General features: G+C 39.1%; 16 protein-coding genes and 3 riboswitches. Of the genes, 5 read left to right on the top strand and 11 right to left on the bottom strand.

Going from position 1 to position 19,019, the window contains the following annotated elements; genetic code table 11:
* Positions 1–34: 34 nt before the first annotated feature.
* Positions 35–1,786 carry a methyl-accepting chemotaxis protein gene (locus ACFSGI_RS17385; protein ID WP_204825445.1) on the top strand — a complete coding sequence of 584 codons (1,752 nt, stop codon included), beginning with the start codon at positions 35–37 and terminating at the stop codon, positions 1,784–1,786.
* 212 nt (positions 1,787–1,998) lie between these two features.
* Here ACFSGI_RS17385 and ACFSGI_RS17380 read toward each other — a convergent pair whose 3' ends face one another.
* The 3 genes from ACFSGI_RS17380 to ACFSGI_RS17370 all read right to left on the bottom strand — a co-directional run bounded on the left by ACFSGI_RS17380 (position 1,999) and on the right by ACFSGI_RS17370 (position 3,961).
* Positions 1,999–2,163: a DUF1540 domain-containing protein gene (locus tag ACFSGI_RS17380; RefSeq protein ID WP_204825444.1), complete on the bottom strand. Its 165-nt coding sequence runs from the start codon at positions 2,161–2,163 to the stop codon at positions 1,999–2,001.
* A 279-nt stretch (positions 2,164–2,442) separates the two neighbouring features.
* On the bottom strand, positions 2,443–3,279 hold the full coding sequence (locus ACFSGI_RS17375) for a 1,4-dihydroxy-6-naphthoate synthase (protein ID WP_204825443.1): 837 nt from the start codon (positions 3,277–3,279) through the stop codon (positions 2,443–2,445).
* Position 3,280: 1 nt separating this feature from the next.
* The gene (locus ACFSGI_RS17370) at positions 3,281–3,961 is read right to left on the bottom strand and encodes a futalosine hydrolase (protein WP_204825442.1); all 681 of its coding nucleotides are present in this window, start codon (positions 3,959–3,961) and stop codon (positions 3,281–3,283) included.
* Positions 3,962–4,412: 451 nt separating this feature from the next.
* On the opposite strand from ACFSGI_RS17370, the gene fdhF reads away from it, so the two are divergent.
* Together fdhF and ACFSGI_RS17360 are read left to right on the top strand one after the other, a co-directional pair.
* The gene (fdhF, locus tag ACFSGI_RS17365) at positions 4,413–7,406 is read left to right on the top strand and encodes a formate dehydrogenase subunit alpha (protein WP_204825441.1); all 2,994 of its coding nucleotides are present in this window, start codon (positions 4,413–4,415) and stop codon (positions 7,404–7,406) included.
* On the top strand, positions 7,390–7,959 hold the full coding sequence (locus ACFSGI_RS17360) for a helical membrane plugin domain-containing protein (RefSeq protein WP_204825440.1): 570 nt from the start codon (positions 7,390–7,392) through the stop codon (positions 7,957–7,959). Before fdhF ends, ACFSGI_RS17360 begins: the two co-directional genes overlap by 17 nt.
* A 149-nt stretch (positions 7,960–8,108) precedes the next feature.
* On the opposite strand, the gene ACFSGI_RS17355 is transcribed toward ACFSGI_RS17360, so the two are convergent.
* The 3 genes from ACFSGI_RS17355 to ACFSGI_RS17345 all read right to left on the bottom strand — a co-directional run bounded on the left by ACFSGI_RS17355 (position 8,109) and on the right by ACFSGI_RS17345 (position 11,636).
* Positions 8,109–8,921: a transglutaminase-like domain-containing protein gene (locus tag ACFSGI_RS17355; RefSeq protein ID WP_204825439.1), complete on the bottom strand. Its 813-nt coding sequence runs from the start codon at positions 8,919–8,921 to the stop codon at positions 8,109–8,111.
* A 13-nt stretch (positions 8,922–8,934) separates the two neighbouring features.
* Positions 8,935–9,012: riboswitch (cyclic di-GMP riboswitch) on the bottom strand.
* Positions 9,013–9,080: 68 nt separating this feature from the next.
* A riboswitch (cyclic di-GMP riboswitch) is annotated at positions 9,081–9,165 on the bottom strand.
* A gap of 90 nt (positions 9,166–9,255) precedes the next feature.
* Positions 9,256–9,900 (bottom strand): class D sortase, encoded by a 645-nt coding sequence (locus tag ACFSGI_RS17350; RefSeq protein WP_204825438.1) that lies wholly within the window; start codon positions 9,898–9,900, stop codon positions 9,256–9,258.
* A 62-nt stretch (positions 9,901–9,962) separates the two neighbouring features.
* Positions 9,963–10,059, bottom strand: a riboswitch (cyclic di-GMP riboswitch).
* 128 nt (positions 10,060–10,187) lie between these two features.
* Positions 10,188–11,636, bottom strand: a complete 1,449-nt coding sequence (locus tag ACFSGI_RS17345; protein WP_204825437.1) for an aminotransferase-like domain-containing protein — start codon at positions 11,634–11,636, stop codon at positions 10,188–10,190.
* A gap of 128 nt (positions 11,637–11,764) precedes the next feature.
* Here ACFSGI_RS17345 and ACFSGI_RS17340 point away from each other — a divergent pair, with 128 nt between their 5' ends.
* On the top strand, positions 11,765–12,385 hold the full coding sequence (locus ACFSGI_RS17340; protein WP_204825436.1) for a LysE/ArgO family amino acid transporter: 621 nt from the start codon (positions 11,765–11,767) through the stop codon (positions 12,383–12,385).
* A gap of 208 nt (positions 12,386–12,593) precedes the next feature.
* On the opposite strand, the gene ACFSGI_RS17335 is transcribed toward ACFSGI_RS17340, so the two are convergent.
* From ACFSGI_RS17335 to ACFSGI_RS17320, 4 genes are read right to left on the bottom strand one after another with little or no spacing between them, the layout of a single operon-like run.
* Positions 12,594–13,586 (bottom strand): glycoside hydrolase family 43 protein, encoded by a 993-nt coding sequence (locus tag ACFSGI_RS17335; RefSeq protein ID WP_204825435.1) that lies wholly within the window; start codon positions 13,584–13,586, stop codon positions 12,594–12,596.
* 51 nt (positions 13,587–13,637) lie between these two features.
* Positions 13,638–14,501: a carbohydrate ABC transporter permease gene (locus ACFSGI_RS17330; RefSeq protein WP_204825434.1), complete on the bottom strand. Its 864-nt coding sequence runs from the start codon at positions 14,499–14,501 to the stop codon at positions 13,638–13,640.
* On the bottom strand, positions 14,498–15,355 hold the full coding sequence (locus ACFSGI_RS17325) for a carbohydrate ABC transporter permease (RefSeq protein ID WP_204825433.1): 858 nt from the start codon (positions 15,353–15,355) through the stop codon (positions 14,498–14,500). Before ACFSGI_RS17325 ends, ACFSGI_RS17330 begins: the two co-directional genes overlap by 4 nt.
* Before the next feature lie 40 nt (positions 15,356–15,395).
* Positions 15,396–16,694: an ABC transporter substrate-binding protein gene (locus ACFSGI_RS17320; RefSeq protein ID WP_204825432.1), complete on the bottom strand. Its 1,299-nt coding sequence runs from the start codon at positions 16,692–16,694 to the stop codon at positions 15,396–15,398.
* 223 nt (positions 16,695–16,917) lie between these two features.
* Between ACFSGI_RS17320 and ACFSGI_RS17315 the strand changes: the two genes are divergently transcribed.
* On the top strand, positions 16,918–18,024 hold the full coding sequence (locus ACFSGI_RS17315) for a GntR family transcriptional regulator (RefSeq protein ID WP_204825431.1): 1,107 nt from the start codon (positions 16,918–16,920) through the stop codon (positions 18,022–18,024).
* A gap of 121 nt (positions 18,025–18,145) precedes the next feature.
* Here ACFSGI_RS17315 and ACFSGI_RS17310 read toward each other — a convergent pair whose 3' ends face one another.
* On the bottom strand, positions 18,146–19,018 hold the full coding sequence (locus tag ACFSGI_RS17310) for a sugar phosphate isomerase/epimerase family protein (RefSeq protein WP_204825430.1): 873 nt from the start codon (positions 19,016–19,018) through the stop codon (positions 18,146–18,148).
* Position 19,019 lies beyond the last annotated feature (1 nt).

Raw genomic sequence — 19,019 nt, 5'->3', positions numbered from 1 at the left:
TTTGAATAATACGGTGTAGCAGGGGGAGCATTTTATGAGAACAATATTTAATATTAACAATTGGAATTTACGGCTGAAAATGTTTGTACCGATGGCAATCGTTATGATTGCTTTGATCGGAATTGCTTTATTTGCACTCAGTCATACCAAATCGATCGCTCAAACGTTAACTACCAAACTTTATGATCAATCGTATATGACCAATTATTGGTTATTAAATGCAGATCGTGATTATTACCAAGCATTAGTAGCACAAATGACATTAACCAGTTCTACAGATCCAGCTATTTTAGAAGCAGCCAAAGCAGATTACACTGAAAATGCACAACAAACGTATGAACGTATTCATAAAGCAGAAGTTATTTTTACAGCACATCAAGCAGAATTTGAGCAATATGAACATACCGATTCTAACAAAAATGTGTTTGAACTTATTTCAGATTTTGATCTTAATTTTGCGGCATGGCAAAAAGAATTTGATATCAATACGAATACGGTATCTAATCTAACTGAAAGTACAGCACGTTTTGATGCGGCGCGTGAAGATATCAATCAGACTGAAGAGATTTTGGATAATTATAATCAAGCTATTCTGCTCGAAAGCCAAACATTGCAAAACAAAATGGCAACAACATTAATTATTGCCACAATTGTTGTATTGCTTATTTCTTTAATCGTATGTATCATCTTCGCTCGCAATGTAAATCGTCGTACCAAAGTAACATTAGAGATTATCAACAAAACAGCAGCGCTTGATCTGAAATATAGCAAAGGGTATGAACGGTATTTAACAGAAAAAGATGAATTTGCTCTTATTATCGCAGCGATGGGTGGAGCACGTAAGCAATTTAGAGAAGTATTTGAGCAGGTTATTACACAGAGTTCTAATTTACAAAACCATATTCAGACCGTTAATCACAATATGTCCTATTTGGAAGACAGTGTACAAGATATTTCTGCTACAACCGAACAGTTATCGGCAAGTACAGAAGAGACTGCTTCGTCGACAGAAGAAATGAATATGACTGCTCGTGATCTGGAACATGCTGTTCATTCGGTTGCTGTTCAAGCACAAGAAAGTGCCAAATCTGCTGATCAATTGACCCGTCGTGCTCAAGAACTTAGTCAGGATTTCCGCACTTCTTATAATAAAAGTTTGGGCATCTATACCAATGTCAAAGAACGTCTAGAACAAGCACTTTTAGAATCGCAATCGGTATCCAAAATCAATGGCTTGGTATCAACGATTATTACGATTGCAGCACAGACGAATATGTTATCATTGAATGCAAGTATTGAAGCGGCAAGAGCAGGCGAAGCAGGCAAAGGATTTGCAGTGGTAGCCAGTGAAATTAGTAAATTAGCAGCTAATTCCAAGCAAGCGGCTGACCAGATTGATCAGATTACCCGCAATGTCATCACATCAGTTAGTAATCTTTCTTCTAATTCAAATGATTTGCTTCAACTATTTGGCAATGAGATCAAACAGGATTATCATATGATGCTTACTTCCACAGATCAATATGCAGAAAGTGCGAAAGGCATAGATGATATTGCTACAGATCTGAGTTCTACATCCAAACAATTATTATCGTCGATCGAAAATCAAGTGAAGTCTATTCATGAGATTGCTCTGGCTTCTAATGAAAGTGCAGCAGGGACGTCTACGATTGCAGGCAAAACCGAGACCATTGTTGAGCAAACGAACGAAGTAATTGAAAGTATGAATATGTCCAAGCAAGGTATAGAGGAGCTTTTGGCATCTGTTTCTAAATTCAAATTATAATAAGTGCAATCATAAGCAATAGATCTTGTAGAATGCTGATTGTATTGAGAATGAGAAATGCAATCAGTATCTTTACAGGTAAAACACAGATAAAGAAAGATAATTGATAATTTTTTTTCAAATCTACTTGATAATAATAATCATTGTTGGTAGAATATAAAAAGAAAGAAGGAACTCGGCAAAGTCCCTTCTCAGTTGTACAACATTTTCAATTAGTTGATTGCTTCTTTTTTATCAAAAGTTTGGCAATCTGTTTCTTCAGACTCAGTTGCTTTTTTGTGAGCATGGTTGATAATGAAAATAGATTCAGCAGTACATTTATTTTCTTCAGCCCAATGCGTGCAAGAGTTTACTTCACAAAGTACGTTTTGTACCATAATAATTCACCTCCTATAATGAAATGATAGGAATTAGAAATAAGAAGCTCCTTCTGTGAAAAGGGGCTATTTGTATTTCCCACTACAATTGTTGTAGCGTTAATGCCAGTGTACCAGATAATTAATCCAATTGGCAAACTTTTTGCTCACAAAAATACAAAAAATCTGCAAAAAATCAAAAAAAGTTTGATTTAGATAAGAAAAAGCCTCAATTCACGATAAATCTACAGTGAATTGAGGCTTTTTGATTGTAGTTTCTGAGAGAAAGATAAATAATAATTATTTACGCAACAATGAAAGATCAAATGTAGGAACAAGCCCCTCTTTAGCAGCCCGTCCTAGCAAAGCTTCGATTGCGCCATAACCATCTTCCCCTAGATTGCGAGTAAATTCATTAACATACAAATTAATATGAGAATCCGCTACACTAGGGTCCATTTCTTGTGCATACTCCAGTACATATTGACGGGAAGCTTCAGGATGTTCCCAAGCATATTCGACAGAAGAACGTACCCAATCAGCAATCTGGTTCGCATCTAAAGAACGTTTAGCAATAATAGCCCCTAACGGAATCGGCAATCCGGTATCTTCTTCCCACCAGCTACCCATATCTTCCATCAGTGTTAGCCCATAATTAGGATACGTAAATCGTGCTTCATGAATAACCAGACCTGCATCAATCTGACCATCTCGAACCGCAGGCATAATTTCATCAAATGGCATAACAACAATCTCGCCAACACCACCGGGAACATTTTGCGCTGCCCATAGACGGAATAACATATAAGCGGTAGAGCGTTCGCTAGGTACAGCAACTCTTTTACCCGATAGACTAGCAGGATTGGTCTCATTAGGATTGGCTGTTAATACCAATGGACCACAACCTCGCCCAAGCGCACCGCCACATGGAATTAACGCATAATCTTCCAATAACCAGGGTAGAGCAGCATAAGATACTTTAAGCACTTCAGGGCCTTCCCCTGTAGCTGCCCAGTTATTGGTAATATCAATATCAGCATAAGTTACATCAAGCTCGGGAGCATTCGGAATAAGACCGTGAACCCATGCATGAAAAACAAATGTGTCATTAGGACATGGAGAAAAAGCGATTTTCATATTAGAGCACCTCCGGTAATATGGAGCTTGCTTTGGTTAAAGCTTGCAAAGCATCAGGAATACGCCAACTGCTTCGATCACGCGGACCGACTCGATTAGAGATAGCACGAATTTCTAAAACAGGTAAATGAAAATAATGAGCCGCAAGCGCTACACCATAACCTTCCATCCCTTCAGCCGAAGCACCAGGAATACGCTCAGCTAGTATCGCTGTGGATTCAGCGGAACCGGTAGTTGTAGATACTGTGAGTACCGGGCCGATATGCACAGCAAGTCCAGTCAATTGAATCGCTGAAGACAGGCTTCCATTATAGACTGTATCTGCTTGAATACGAGAAGAACCGAATCCCAATTCATCCACCGAAAGAAATCCATGATCCGGTGTCTCTGAACCGAGGTCTGCGGCAATCATCTGACTAGCAAGTACAATCGAACCGATATCTGCATATCCTGCGAATCCACCACCGATCCCTGCACTAATCACCATATCAAAAGACTCTTGAGCAAGAATCGAAGTTGTTCGCGCTGCTGCTGAAGCAGGGCCTACACCGGCTAATTGCACACTAAAGCGATCTTCACCTCGTAAAGACAATCCTTGAAGAACCGCTTCACGCTCTGCTTCAACAGCCGTCATAATCAATATTCGTCTAGCAGACGAATGAGAATGAATCGAAGTATTCATACAATGTATCTCCTTATGGTTTACAAGCATATCATTACAAGCTACTTTCTAACGTTACTCTCATTAAGCCATAATGTAAAGTCAGCTCTAAAGGATAAAGCGCTCATTTATAGCGAGAAATGAAGAGCAAAAGAGTAATTGAAACTCCAACATAGTATCACTCTATTGCCAAGCCAAACACGCACAATGTCGCTGTATAGTAACTGCAAATGTAATATGTAAGTAAATTAATATGATTTATGTATGAATAGAAATAATAGATAACCATATAAAGGGAAAAGATGCTTACTTTAAAAAAGGATTGGGTAAATATGATTCATTCAATTTTATAATATATGATTTTGTGATAAGTCGTTGTCAGAGAGCAGTGTAAGGTTCATCCAAAAGTAGCTTACAGCGTGATACAACCAGAATCATTAGAACTCATTTTAAGGTAGAGGTGAACAGGATCATGAAGACAGACCATACAGAACAGATCGTGATTGAAGTCAACGGACAATCGGTCGTTACAGAACCAGGTATAACTATTGTACAAGCAGCCAAAGGACAAGATGAATTTTATATTCCGCAAATTTGTTATAACGAACAGCTAGGTGCGATAGAGACATGTGATACATGTATGGTAGAAGTAAATGGGGAATTGGTTCGCGGATGTAGTACAGTAGTCAGCTCAGGCATGCAAATCTCGACAGAATCTTCACTGGTGAAAGCAGCACAGCAAGAATCGATGTCCCGTATTCTCAAAAATCACGAACTGTATTGTACAGTCTGCGATAACAATAATGGAAATTGTGTGGTTCATAACACAACTGAAAAATTAGGGATCGAACATCAGACATATCCTTTTCAACCGAAACCATATCAAATCGATAATACCAATCCTTTTTATAGATATGATCCTGATCAATGTATTTTATGTGGACGATGTGTAGAAGCTTGTCAGGATCTTCAAGTTAATGAGACGTTAACGATCGATTGGAGTCGTGATCAACCGCGTGTCATCTGGGATGATGATGTGCCTGTGGATCAATCTTCCTGTGTATCATGTGGACATTGCGTTACTGTATGTCCTTGTAATGCTTTGATGGAGACGACAATGGTCGGTGAAGCTGGATTCCTAACCGGTATCGATAATCAAGTGATGGAGCCGATGATTGAATTGACCAAAGAAATTGAGCCTGGATACCGCGAAATATTTAAAGTATCCGAAATCGAAGCTTCAATGCGTCATTCGCGAATCAAACGTACCAAAACAGTCTGTACGTATTGTGGAGTCGGCTGTAGCTTTGAAGTATGGACTAAGGGACGCGATATTCTCAAAATCGAACCTTCGATCGATGCGCCGGTAAATGGAATTTCAACATGTATTAAAGGCAAATGGGGTTGGGATTTTGTAAATAGTGAAGAACGCCTCACCAAACCTTTGATTCGTAAAGGTGATCGATTTGTTGAATCCACTTGGGAAGAAGCTCTTCATCTTATTGCTGGCAAATTAGGCAGTATTCGTGATGAGTATGGAGCAGATTCAATCGGTTATATCGCTTCATCGAAATGTTCTAATGAAGAAAATTATATTTTCCAAAAATTTGTACGTTCTATTATGGGTACCAATAATGTAGATAACTGTTCTCGCTATTGTCAGTCTCCAGCGACTTCAGGATTGATGCGTACAGTCGGTATGGGTGGAGATAGCGGTACAATTGAAGATATTCAGCAAGCTGATCTGGTTATGATTGTTGGAGCGAATCCTGCTGAATCGCATCCGGTATTAGCAACCAGAGTCAAAAGAGCGCACAAACTACATGGACAAAAATTAATCGTATCCGATCTACGCAAAAATGAAATGGCAGAACGTGCAGATATTCATTTGCATCCAAGTCCGGGTTCTGATCTGGTCTGGGTATCTGCGGTTACCAAATATATTATCGATCAGGGCTGGGAAGATAACGGATTTTTAACTGCTCGTGTCGATGGATATGACGAGTTCCGTCAGTCGCTTGATCAGTACACTTTAGAATATGCAGAGCAAGTATCTGGCATCTCACAAGCGGAATTGATTGCAACAGCGGAAATGATTCATCAAGCTAACTCTGTATGTGTGTTATGGGCAATGGGGGTCACTCAACATCGCGGCGGAACAGATACCTCTACAGCGCTATGTAATCTATTGCTGACTACAGGTAATTTTGGTCGTCCGGGAACAGGAGCTTATCCTTTACGTGGTCATAACAATGTACAAGGAGCTTGCGATTTTGGCACAATGCCGAATTTCTTCCCTGGTTATGAAAAAGTATCTGATGATGATGTGCGCCATCGTTATGAGCAAGCTTGGGGTGTCGAACTTCCTTCAGAGCCTGGATACGATAATCATCAGATGGTCGATGCGATCGAAGAAGGTAAGCTAAAAGCGATGTATTTATTTGGTGAAGATATGGCACTTGTCGATTCTAATTCTAACTTTGTAGCAGAGATGTTGGGCAAGCTGGACTTTTTTGTTGTACAGGATATTTTCTTCTCGAATACAGCTCAGTATGCTGATGTGATTTTGCCGGCTTCTCCAAGTCTTGAAAAAGACGGTACATTTACGAATACAGAGCGCCGTATCCAGCGTTTCCATGAAGTACTTGCACCTCTGGGTGATTCCAAGCCAGACTGGCGCATTATTCAAGATGTTGCTAATGCTTTGGGAGCGCAGTGGAATTATACTCATCCAAGCGAAATTATGGCAGAAGCAGCAAGTCTAGCCCCTTTATTTGCAGGTGTTCATTATGATCTGTTAGAAGGCTGGAATAGTCAATTGTGGCCTGTTCATCCGAATGGAACGAGTACACACTTGTTGTATGAAGAAGAGTTCCATTTCCCAAATGGTAAAGCAAAATTATATCCGGTGGAATGGACACAACCGTATGAGCCAGAAGCGATGTATGATCTGCATTTGAATAATGGACGCTTATTAGAACATTTCCATGAAGGCAATATGACGTACAAAGCAGAAGGGATTCGCCATAAAGTACCAGGCACATGGTTAGAAGTCTCACCAGAACTGGCCGCAGAGCGGGGCATACAAGACGGAAGCAAAGTTCGCTTGATTTCTCCTTTTGGTAAAGTGAAATTATCTGTGCTGGTGACCGATCGAGTGAAAGGTAAAGAATTGTATTTGCCGATGAATACATCGAATGAAGAAGAAGCGATTAATCGCTTAACCAGTAGTTATACCGATAAAGTCACGCATACGCCAAGTTATAAAGAAATCAATGTGATGATGGAAGTGCTGGTAGATGAAGTGGAACATCAGGTATCGCCTTTGCCTCAAGTCAATCCACGCTTCGCTACACGCCGTCCTCAGATCAGTGTACGCGTAGAAGATAAGTGGAACCGATCGGACTACGAACCGATTGCTACAACGATCCAGAAGGAGCGTGAGTCTCATGGCGAGACCTATTAAGCAGATCGAACGTCATATTCCGACAGAAGCGGAGCTTCAAGCTCAATCACTGGGTCTATTGATCAAAGCATTAACCGACAATACCGAATCGATCTTAAAAATGCTAGAGATTGTCAAAGAATTAGATCGAGCAGGTGTGTTGGATATAGCAGATGCTGCGCTTAAAAATAGAATTCCGATTAGTGCAATCGGTATCGATATGATCGAAGGCATGAATTTGCCGCCTTTGATCAAAAATGCTTTTACATTGATTCAAGTATTAGGCAAGCTTGATCCTAAAGAACTAGAGAAGCTGATCAAAGCATTAGGAGCAGGATTAGATCATCTGGGAGACCTACATGCTGATTCTTCACAGCAATTGCATGAGACCGATAAGCCTTCTAAAGTCGGGAAAAAGAACAGTCATTCAGATGATCATCCGCCAGGAATGCTCGGATTGCTTGGAATGATGCGTGATCCTGATGTCCGATCTTCTTTATCGGTAGGATTACATTTTCTCAAAGCGATGGGCGGAGAACTTAGCAAAAAAGAACCGCCTCAAAGTTCAGAATAACGAGAATATAATATTAATAAATTCTAAAATGACTGGAAATAAAAAATAAATAAGATACCAAAAAAGGGTTATTGATAATATAAATTATCAATAACCCTTTTTTAGTTGTGCATGAATATTCAAATGGTATGAATATTCAACATAAGATATTAGTATGTTTTAGCAGCTTTGTAATCAGCAGCGTTTTTAGTTAAAGTTGTTGTTTTACCGTTTTGTTTTAGAGTAGCATCTACTGTTGTATCTACTGTTACCCATTTACCATTCAAGAATACTTCGTTCCAAGCATGGTATTCTTTAACATTTGTAGAAGTACCCATAACCAATTTCGTAGGAACACCTACACTACGAAGCATTGCTGCATTTAGAGAAGCGTAATCGTAGCAGATTCCTTTGTTGGATACTAATGTAGTAGCAGCATCTGGTACATATACAGCAGGTAATTCACTAGCAAATTTATAATCGTATTTTACATTAGTTGTAATATAATCGTAGATGGCTTGAGCTTTTTCTGCGTCAGTTGTAGCATTTTTAGTCAATTGTTGTGCTTTGCTAATTAAAGCAGGAGCATTTTTCCAATCTACATTTTGAGTGGAAGCAAGATAGACAGCATTTTCATTGTTAAGGTTCATTTCAAGAGAATCACCTTGAACTTTCTTGTAGCTGTTACCAGATGTGTTCTCAAGAATTGTTACATTATATGTTCCGTTGCCTAATTGTAAAGGGAAAGAAGAATCAGATTGAGAAGCGTTAAGATCGTAAGTGTAGTTTACATCGTTTTTGCTGATCATCAATTTAGTACGAGTGTGACTAGGTGCATTGTAATGAACAGCGATAAAGCCTTCACTTACAGTTGAAGTGTCTAACCAAGTGTCAGTATCAGGAGTTGTCGATGCATAAGTATGCATCGGAGCGAAAGAGATAAGAGTGAATGCTGTCAAGCAAGTTAGCAGAAGTTTTTTCATGATTAATATTCCTTTCGGTAGCTGGCTGCCATGTGGTCAAGGCCCTTTAGCTTTGCGTCCCAGTCTTTCGACAGGTTTGCCGTTATCGTTTGAATTTTAGTTTAAATTTGCATATATTACATAAAAAGGATATTTATTGTATAGAAAAAAGCTTCTTCATTCGGTGGCTGGCTGCCAACCCCATAAGAGGTAAGGCCCTTTAGCTTTGCGTCCCAGTCTTTCGACAGGTTTGCCATTATCGTGCAGAAGCTTTTATGGTTGAGTGTCTAAATTCCTAAACCTTAAAAGTTACTGGTTGTTCATATTTACTATAATATCATTAAATTGAGAAAAATCAACTAGAAATATTTGTCGATATCCGCTGTGCATGGATAATAAGTCTATGAGTCGGATTAACTAGAGGATCGCAAGTAACTAACGTGATTTCTTCACGATTAGGATTACTTTGTAATACTGATATATCAGTAGGTTCCACTATACTTATATTATCGGTTTTATATTCGAAAAGTTTACCCCCGGACTCAATTTTCACAATATCGCCAATTTTCACTTCATTTAATCGATTAAAAAGTCGTCCGTATTTGTGGGCACGATGAGCGGCGATAGCAAAGTTTCCTTTTTGCCCTAATTGATCTGTTTCGGAAATGTGTACAGCGGCACTACGCATATTCTCACGTGTTGCTCCTTCTACAATCGGTAATTTTACATCAATCTTATCGATTGTAATAATGCCTAAAACATCCCCTTGTACCGGCGCTGGAGCAGAGTTAGACTGTTCACTGTCTTCATTTAAAAGATGATTTACTTTGGCATAGCCACTTTTTAAATTTGTAGGTTGAGCGGTAGATGGAGCAATTGCTTCGCTTTCGGCCTCACTTAATAAGCGATCTTGTTGCCAATCGGCATACCATTCACTGACTTGTGGATAAGCTAGAATCATAATACCTAGCAAAATAAATAAATAAGACCACTTTTTCATAGATATCACTCCGTATCTCGTGTTGTATATAATAAAAAAACAGAAAAACCCCGATCACTGTTCGGGGCGGTAGGACAATCAATAAAGTATATTTTAGCTATACTTGTTAGACTCCACACTTTGCGTCCCATCCTTTCGAATGGTTTGCTTTTCTCTAGACTTAAAATGGTCTATCGAAGCTATAGGCTAATAGTATCATTGATAGTATGCACAGTAAATAAGTAAGTGAGATAATAACACTGATAAATCAGCAAATTATTTCACAATATCAATGATTATTGATTGTGCTAACGCCTCAGTAAAATAATATATTTTTTTAAAAGTGCTATGCTCGTGCGAAGATGCTCTGGTGAAGTATACGCATAAGATAATCTGATAGATGAAGTAGCTTCTGCTTCATATAAATAACCGGGGTTGATCAGGATATTAGCTTGAATAGCGTGCTCAAACAATTGTTGCATCGGTACTATGACTGTTAATCTGACCCAGATATAAAAGCCTCCGGTAGGTATTTCCCAATCGGCTATATCTTGAAAATATTGTTGCAATAGCTCAAGCATCTGATCACGACGTATTCGTAGTTGCTCACGTACCCATTGGATATGGGGTTCATGATAACTTTGAGCGAACCATTGTGTAGCAACATATTGAGACAGATTGCTAGAACCGTAATCTGTTTGCATTTTGATATCTGCTAATCGTTCGATAACCGGTTCAGGCGCGATTACCCAGCCTACTCTCAGTCCTGGACTCATCATTTTGGACATGCTTCCTAGATAAACGATATTTCCATTAGTGTCTTGTGATTTGAGTGGAGCAGGAGGAATATCATCTAACCATAGTTCACGATATACATCGTCTTCAATAATCGGTAATCGTAACTGTTGGCATTGCTCGATCAGATCACGACGACGTTGCTCAGACATCAATATCCCTGTTGGATTATGAAAAGTAGGAATGGTATATACTAATCCTGATTGATATTGAGCGACAGTAGCTTGCAAATCTTGCAGATCAATCCCTTCTTTATCCATAGCAACAGAATGGATAGGTATCCCAGCAGATTGAAATACTTGAATAGAACGAATATAAGATGAAGATTCAGCTACAATACTAGAAGGGCGAGCGAGAAGTCCTACAGCTATTAATTGTAGCGCTTGAATAGATCCAGATACGATCAAAATAGAATCAGAGCTACAATGTATACCCCATTGTTTTACGTACTGAGCAATCTGCTGTCTTAATTCAAAATTACCTTTTGGTTCTTCATATCCTAAAAAAATTTCAGATGGAGCTTGTTGTAAAATAGAAGAGATTTGATGATGAGGCATTAACTCTTTGCCTAATTCGCCTGTGCCTGTACGAATTATGCCTTGAGCAAATTCAGCATGATTAATTTTTTGAATCGTTTTTAGATTGGGTTGATGTGTGCCTGCCTTTACATACGCTTGCCAATCAATCGTTTGCTGTGAAGCAGCAGCAATCATGTTCCATGTGTTGTTGATGACTGTGGTGCCTCCTCCTTTATTACCCTCAATAATCCCCCATGATTTTAATTCATCTAATGCGATCGTAATTGTACTCCGGTTTACTTCAAATGAAGAAGCTAATTGACGTTGTGAAGGCAAACGAGTTCCGACAGGCCATTCACCGCTAATTATTTTATGACGAATATAGTGTTCAATTTGTTGATGTAAAGGTATAGTTGATTGTCGATCAGGCTTCCAATAATTCATTGATTGTACTCCTTTATAGAAAAGATAGAATAGTATCGATTTGGTTGGGTTGTATCCTATTAATTTGGCTGTACCTTTACTAGCATATTCAAGGTAGACTTAGATATGCAAGTGAAAGGAGAACAGATATGGTTGGTATTGTGATGCATGCTTTTTTATTAGCACTAGGGCTTATTTTACCTTTAGGGGTACAAAATATTTTTATTTTTCAACAAGGGATTGTACAGCGACCACTCTGGCGTGCTCTGCCCGTAATTATAACAGCAGGTATTTGCGATACGTTACTTATTAGTCTGGCTGTAGGTGGATTGTCATTATTAGTGCTCGGATTACCGTGGATTAAGCATGTTTTGATGATCGGTGGAATCGTGTTTCTTCTATATATGGGGTATATCACATGGCAAAGCAGTACTGATTCTAAGCAGGGGAGTATACAAGCATTGTCGATGCGCAAACAGATTGTGTTTGCTTTATCAGTATCATTGCTCAATCCACATGCATTGCTAGATACAATCGGTGTTATCGGGATTAGTTCATTACCGTATGAAGGGATCGACAAATTTATTTTTACAATCACATGTATTATCGTTTCGTGGGTATGGTTTGTCTGTCTGGCAGTAAGTGGGCATTGGGTAGGTCGACTGGATTCCTCTGGTAGATGGTTACATGTATTGAACAAATGTTCAGCTTTGATGATCTGGGGAATTGCGCTCTTTCTTTTGTATGGTTATATGTATGAAATATTTTAAAATAAATACAGAAGTAAAGCGAATATTACATATATAATAGAAAATCAATCAAAAAACCTCTGCGTCGCTGAAATATCTCAGTGATACAAAGGTTTTTTTTGATAATAGTTTATTTATTTGATAAGAAGTAAGAAGTAAGAAGTAAGAGGTAAAAGGTGAAAAATAACAAAATAAATTCTTTGCTTGGTAGCTAATGGACAGATAGATTTCAATCGGTCTGTATAGTATCAGCAACAGGTATACCAAAGTCAGGTGTACCGTCGGACTTCCATTGGATCACTTGAGCGCGCATATGGCGGTTCGGATCATATAATGGATTGCCTGAAATTTCTTTGTAATTACGAGCATGATAGATTATCACATCATGTTGACCATCTTCGGAGATCGTAAAGCAATTATGTCCGGGGCCATATTGAGAATGAGCTTCGGCTGTGCCAAATACAGGCTGATCGCTTTTGCTCCATGATTCAGCATTTAGAATATCACTATTCGTATCTGCTGTAAGTAATCCAAGACAATAATGATGATCGGTAGCGCTGGCAGAATAGCTGATAAACAATTGATCTTGTTTTCTTAAAAAAGCAGGGCCTTCGTTGACTTTGAATCCTATACATTCCCATGATAGTTCAGGGATAGTTAGTCGGGTTGGCGTACCTTGTAGTGTCCATGGATTTGCCATAAGAGATAAGTATAAATTAGAATTGCCATCGACTTCAGGTTCTTTTTGTGCCCATAACAGATATTGCTGATCTTGATGTATAAATGTTGTCGCATCTAGAGCAAAAGTATCCCAGGGTGTAACGATTTGTCCTTTTTCAATCCATAAACCTTGTAGCGGATCAGGATGATCATTTTCCAGTACAAACATACGATGCTGGAAAAGACCATCCACAATTTCATCTGTAGCTGCGGCGGCAAAATAGATATACCATTTATTATAGATATAATGAATTTCGGGAGCCCAGATTAAATGACTCATTGGCCCGCTATCAGGCTTACGCCATACTATAACAGGTTCTGCATCAGCCAGACTTTGAATCGTAGCGGCGCGTCGAAGTTCGATATAGTCAAAAGAAGGAACAGAACCAGTGAAATAATATTGTTGATCGGTATGTCGATACACCCACGGATCAGCACGTTGTTCAATAATTGGATTGCGATAAGTAAGTGTAGCAGAAGAAGGTGAAGATTGAGTATCCATCTCAAAACTCCTTTGTAGTAGCTGTCATGTACTATAGTGATGTGATCAGTGTTATCCTTTCACAGCTCCAGCCGTCACACCGCCGATAATATATTTTTGCGCGAATAGATAGAACACCATAATTGGAATCATCGACAAAATAATCGCTGCAAATGCCATATTGATCTCTGATGTATATTCACCGAAAAATTGAAATTGAACAAGCGGTAATGTAGAAGCTTCTTTTTTCTGCACGATAATCATTGATACCACAAAGTCATTCCATGCTCCAAGCGCGCTCAGTACTAGAATCGTTGAATTGATTGGCTTGAGTAACGGGAAAATAATACTAAAAAAGGTTCGATATCTAGATGCGCCATCAAGCGTAGCAGATTCTTCTAATTCTCGCGGAACCGTCTTGATAAAGCCTACATACAGAAAAGCAAAATAACCAATCTGTACACCGGTCAAAGCAATAATTAGACCTGGAATTGTATTTAATAAATGCAGTTCTGTCCATGTTTTGTACAGTGGAAACATAAGTACTTGGAAAGGCAACATAATACTAGACATAAATAGATAGTAGAAAAAGTTGTAAAACCGATTGTTGTTACGAGCAATCATATAAGCTGCCATCGAACAGACCGTAATCGTCAAAAGGACAGTACCGATCGTTGTTAACACACTATTACGCAAAGCAAGAAAAAAGTTAGAAGCGGCTATCGCATCACTATAGTTAGACCATGCAATATGTGTTGGAAAAGCAAGCGGACTTTGAGCTGTTTCTACAGGTGTTTTGATCGAATACACGATCGCGATATAAAACGGAAATAAAAACAAAATAGCGATAATATACAGCATAATTACTCGTAAAACTTTGGGAAAGCGACGATTAGGCGTTTCTTTGACCTGTACGATCGGAACCGAAGTATTCAATATTCCACCTCTCTTCTGCGGAAATAGTTCGTGACGAACACTGTTACGATCAAGATAAAGAAGAATAACATCAGCGCTGCCATTTGTCCGTAACCTGCTTTGAAATAAGGAAATTCATAATTGTACACATACATCGCTAATGTCTCAGATGATGTACCCGGGCCGCCTTTGGTAGCGACCATCGGATAATCAAATTGCCGTAATCCGGTACCGATCCAGAGTGGAATACAATACGTAAATGCAGGCATCAACAAAGGAACAGTGATTTTGGAAAATTGGGTCCAGCTACCTGCGCCATCTATATGCGCTGATTCGTACATATCTTTGGGAATTGTCTGTAGTCCTGCATAATAAATAACCATTGCCAGACCGACTTCTTTCCAGACACTAATAATCGATATCCCTAGCATTACTGTCGTAGGATTTCCGAGTAGACCTCCATCGGTATGGAAAATCGTCGGAAAAATATCGCTGTAAATATAACGCCAGATAATAGCTGCCAGTACAAGACTGATCACCATCGGCATAAAGATAAAACTTTTGAGCAAATTAACACCCGGGAACTTGGTATTCAGTGCTACAGCAAGTCCCAAGCCGATTACATTGATAAATACGGTAGTGAAAATAGCGAAAAACAAGGTGTTTTTGATCGGATTTAGCAGTTCTGTATCGGTAAATAGTAATTTGAGATTATGCAGACCTACATAATCGTAAGACATATCGATACCGTTCCAGTTGGTGAAAGCGATATTGACTCCGCGAAAAAAAGGAAACACAACAACAAGTATAAAAAATAGTAGTGCAGGAACGATAAAAGTGAACTTGAGCAGTTCGTCTTTGTATTTACGGGTCACGAGATCACCACCACATATAGTTAGAATAAAAGAGATAACATTAATTCATTTTGTTAATACGAGCAAAGTCAGCATCTAATTTTTGCAACAATTCATCGACGCTACGTGTAGCAGGATCAGAGACAAGGAAGAACGTTAAATCTTTTTGCCATGTATCATCATATTGACCATACCATAGTGGTTTGACCTGATTGTTAACCACTTTGCCTGTTTTGAAAATCGTTTGAAATTCTTCGGCGATTGGATCTTGTTTGGCTGGTTTGATATCTGCTGAAATCGCGCTTAAAGTCTGTACGCCATCTGCCCAGATTTGAGCACCTTCATCCGAAGCCATAAATGTTAAGAATTTTTTAGCGGCATCTAGATTTTTGGATTGCGCGCCAATCATCCATGTATCATCAGTTGAATAAGTCATTACATTATTCTCAGGGGTATCGGTTGCCGGATACATAAACACACCGAAATTACCGTCAGGGCTATAATTGCGAATCGTTCCAATAGCGAAGCTACCCATAATATCCATCGCTGCTTTACCTTGTGCAAAGTATTGAAGTGAACGATCATAATCAATATCAGCCGCATCTTTATTGGCGAAAGAACTTAGTGTATTTACACGTCCTAAGAAATCTTTGTAACCCGGAATCGCTGCAAAAGTGGTCTCGCCTGACATCACTTTACCAGCATAATCTGGATTATCTTTGAGCAATGTTCCCCACATATCCGGCCACATAAAGCTCATATACGAAGCGCCATCTTTCCATGAAGCGGCAAATGGAGTGATATTTTTGGATTGTAATGTTTGAGCTACTTTTACCAGTTCAGAGTATGTTTTGGGAACTTCAACACCTGCTTTTTTGAATAAATCTTTGTTGTAGATCACTGCATTGGTCATAAGATCGGTAGGCAATCCGTACACCTTACCGTCGTAAGATACGTTAGGGAGATAGTCTTTGTTTACTTTTTGAATAAAAGGTTCGTTGGTAAGGTCGAGAAAAGCACCTGCTTTGGTAATATCGACCATACCTTGTGGACGACCGAAAATAATATCAGGTACATCGCTTGCTGCGACTTTCATTTTGATATTGTCATTGTATTTATCCACAGGCATCACTTGTACGTCAAACGTAATATTAGGATTCAATTCTGTAAAACGATCGGTTAATTTTTTGAATGTATCGACTTTTGGTTTTTCGACCATATAGTGAGTTACGGTCAATGTCACTTTGTCATTGCTTCCACTTCCACCAGCAGCAGAAGAAGAATCGGTAGAGTTACCACAAGCAGAAAGAAGAGTCGTGACCAGTAGCAAAGAAGAGAGTAATAAGCCTGACTTTTTCATAAATGACCTCCAAATTCAAAATGTAAACGCTTCATTTCTGTAGTATACGTTTGCTGATTTAGGATTTATATACTCAATTGGTTATAAATTTAGTAAAAATATATTTTACATAAAACGATTATTTCTGTGCTATAATCTGCTCCAAACAAAATGTATACGTTTACATTAAAAGTGTTATGCTATAAAAAATGGTAAAAAATCATGCTGGAGGTGAACACAAAAAATGAAAAAACTACCGCTGTATAAGCAGATCAAACAGCAGATTAAAGAGAAAATCATTTCAGGTGAATTACGTTACAAAGATCGTGTACCTTCAGAACAAGAAATGATGGATGAATATCAAGTGAGTAAAATTACAGTGAAAAATGCTTTGATAGGTCTTGCAGAAGAAGGGTTGGTCATACGTGTTCAGGGGAAAGGTACGTTTGTATGCTGGAAAGAGCAAGAGTGTAATCATCCAAGCCAATCGGACTCGATATATGGAACTCAGACACGAATATTATCAAGTGTTCCTGTGGTCAATCTACCACTGATCGGGCTTATTATTCCAACGATGAAAACCAATGTTATCCAGAAAATGATTGATTATAGCGAGTATTATGCAGGTCAATTGGGTTATCAACTGATTCTTCATATTACACGCGAATCTTCTAACAATGAGAGCGAAGCGATTGATCGCTTGCTGTCGATCGGGGCGCAGGGGATGATCGTATTTCCAACAGAAGATGAGAAATATAATGAATCGTTATTACGGTTATCGCTGGATAAATTTCCGTTTGTATTTATGGATCGGTATCTACGCAATATCGAGACATTTCGGATCACTTCGAACAATTTGAGCGCAGCCTATGAAGCGATCGTGTATCTGTTAAGCAAACAGCACCGCCATATTGCTTTAATTTCACCGGATCGTACGAATACAGTGATTGAAGATCGTACAGTTGGTTTTGAAAAAGCTTATATCGATCATCAGATCTCGATTGATAAAAATTTGTGGTGTCATATTCCGCTTGATATTTTGCGTAATCAGCAGGGAAAAGAATATGTTACCCATTTCATCACTCATCATCCACAAGTTACCGCAGTGCTGGCATTGAGCGCAGAAGCAGCCAAATTGACATATGCGTCATTAGTCGAATTGAAAAAGACAGAGACCGTAGAATTGATTTCTTTTGATGATCCTGAATTGCCGGGAGTCGGTTATTTGAAACAAGATGAACGGACAATTGCGAGGCTGGCGGTAGAATTAGTACACGCGCAGATCAAAGGAAATTACGAACCACAACATAAAGTAGTGGAAGTCAGTCTGAATATACAACAGTCAATCTAATCCAATGAAAAAAGCCTTCAAAAGATCACTCTGCTACTCTATATAGACATCGTATACTCGTCTATACATCAAGGTAGAAGTGATCATTTAAAGGCTTACTATTTACCCTAATCAAGCATGATTAAAGAGTGGATTTGTATTGCTTAATAAACGCAACAGCTTGCCGAATATCTTGCTCTGGTTGGTCACCGACTTCACGTTCGATCGTCAGATAACCGGTATATCCAATATCCTGTAAAGCAGCAAAATAAGCCGGAAAATCAACCTGTCCTTCACCAAGTGGCACTTCGCTGAATCCTATACTGCCATCGTTCATCGCAGCAATCTGTTCGTGGCTTAGATCACCATACACATCATGAGGATTGACTTCACGCGTACGAGTACCGTCTTTAACATGAGTATGTACGATGTAGTCACGTAACGTATAGACACCTTGCACAGGATCATCGCCTGTAACCATCACCATATTAGCAGGATCATAATTGACAGCAACGCCTTTACTTTCTAACGAATCCAGAAAAGATTTGAGGCGCGATGCTGGTTCAGGGCCTGTCTCAATTGCAAAATACCCTCCAAGAGAAGAAGCAAAAGCGGCTAATTCATTACAAGCAGATTGCATCACTTTATAAATAGGATCGTTCTCATCTTCAGGCACAATACCGATATGAGTAGTCACAATCGGACTGCCTAGTTCAAGCGCCAGTGTCATGACTTTTTTGGATTTTTCGATTTTCCAGACATTATCTGCTTCATTACGGAATCCATGACCACCATAATCTGCACAGAGCGCAGAGACTTCCAGTCCCAGTTCGGCTAGATATTGTTTGAGCTCGGCGCGCGCTGTAGCATCAAGTTGATCAGGTTCCATTTCGCCTTGAGTTGCCCAAATCTGCACACCGTCTGCACCGACTTCTTTTGCTTTTTGCAAGTCTGCTTTTACGCCTAGACCGAAGCTATCTGAAATAACACCAATTTTGCCTAACGTTGTGACCATA

The organism is Paenibacillus nicotianae, from assembly GCF_042681745.1.
GTDB classification, from domain to species: domain Bacteria; phylum Bacillota; class Bacilli; order Paenibacillales; family Paenibacillaceae; genus Saccharibacillus; species Saccharibacillus nicotianae.
This window is presented reverse-complemented; position numbering and strand designations above follow the sequence as displayed.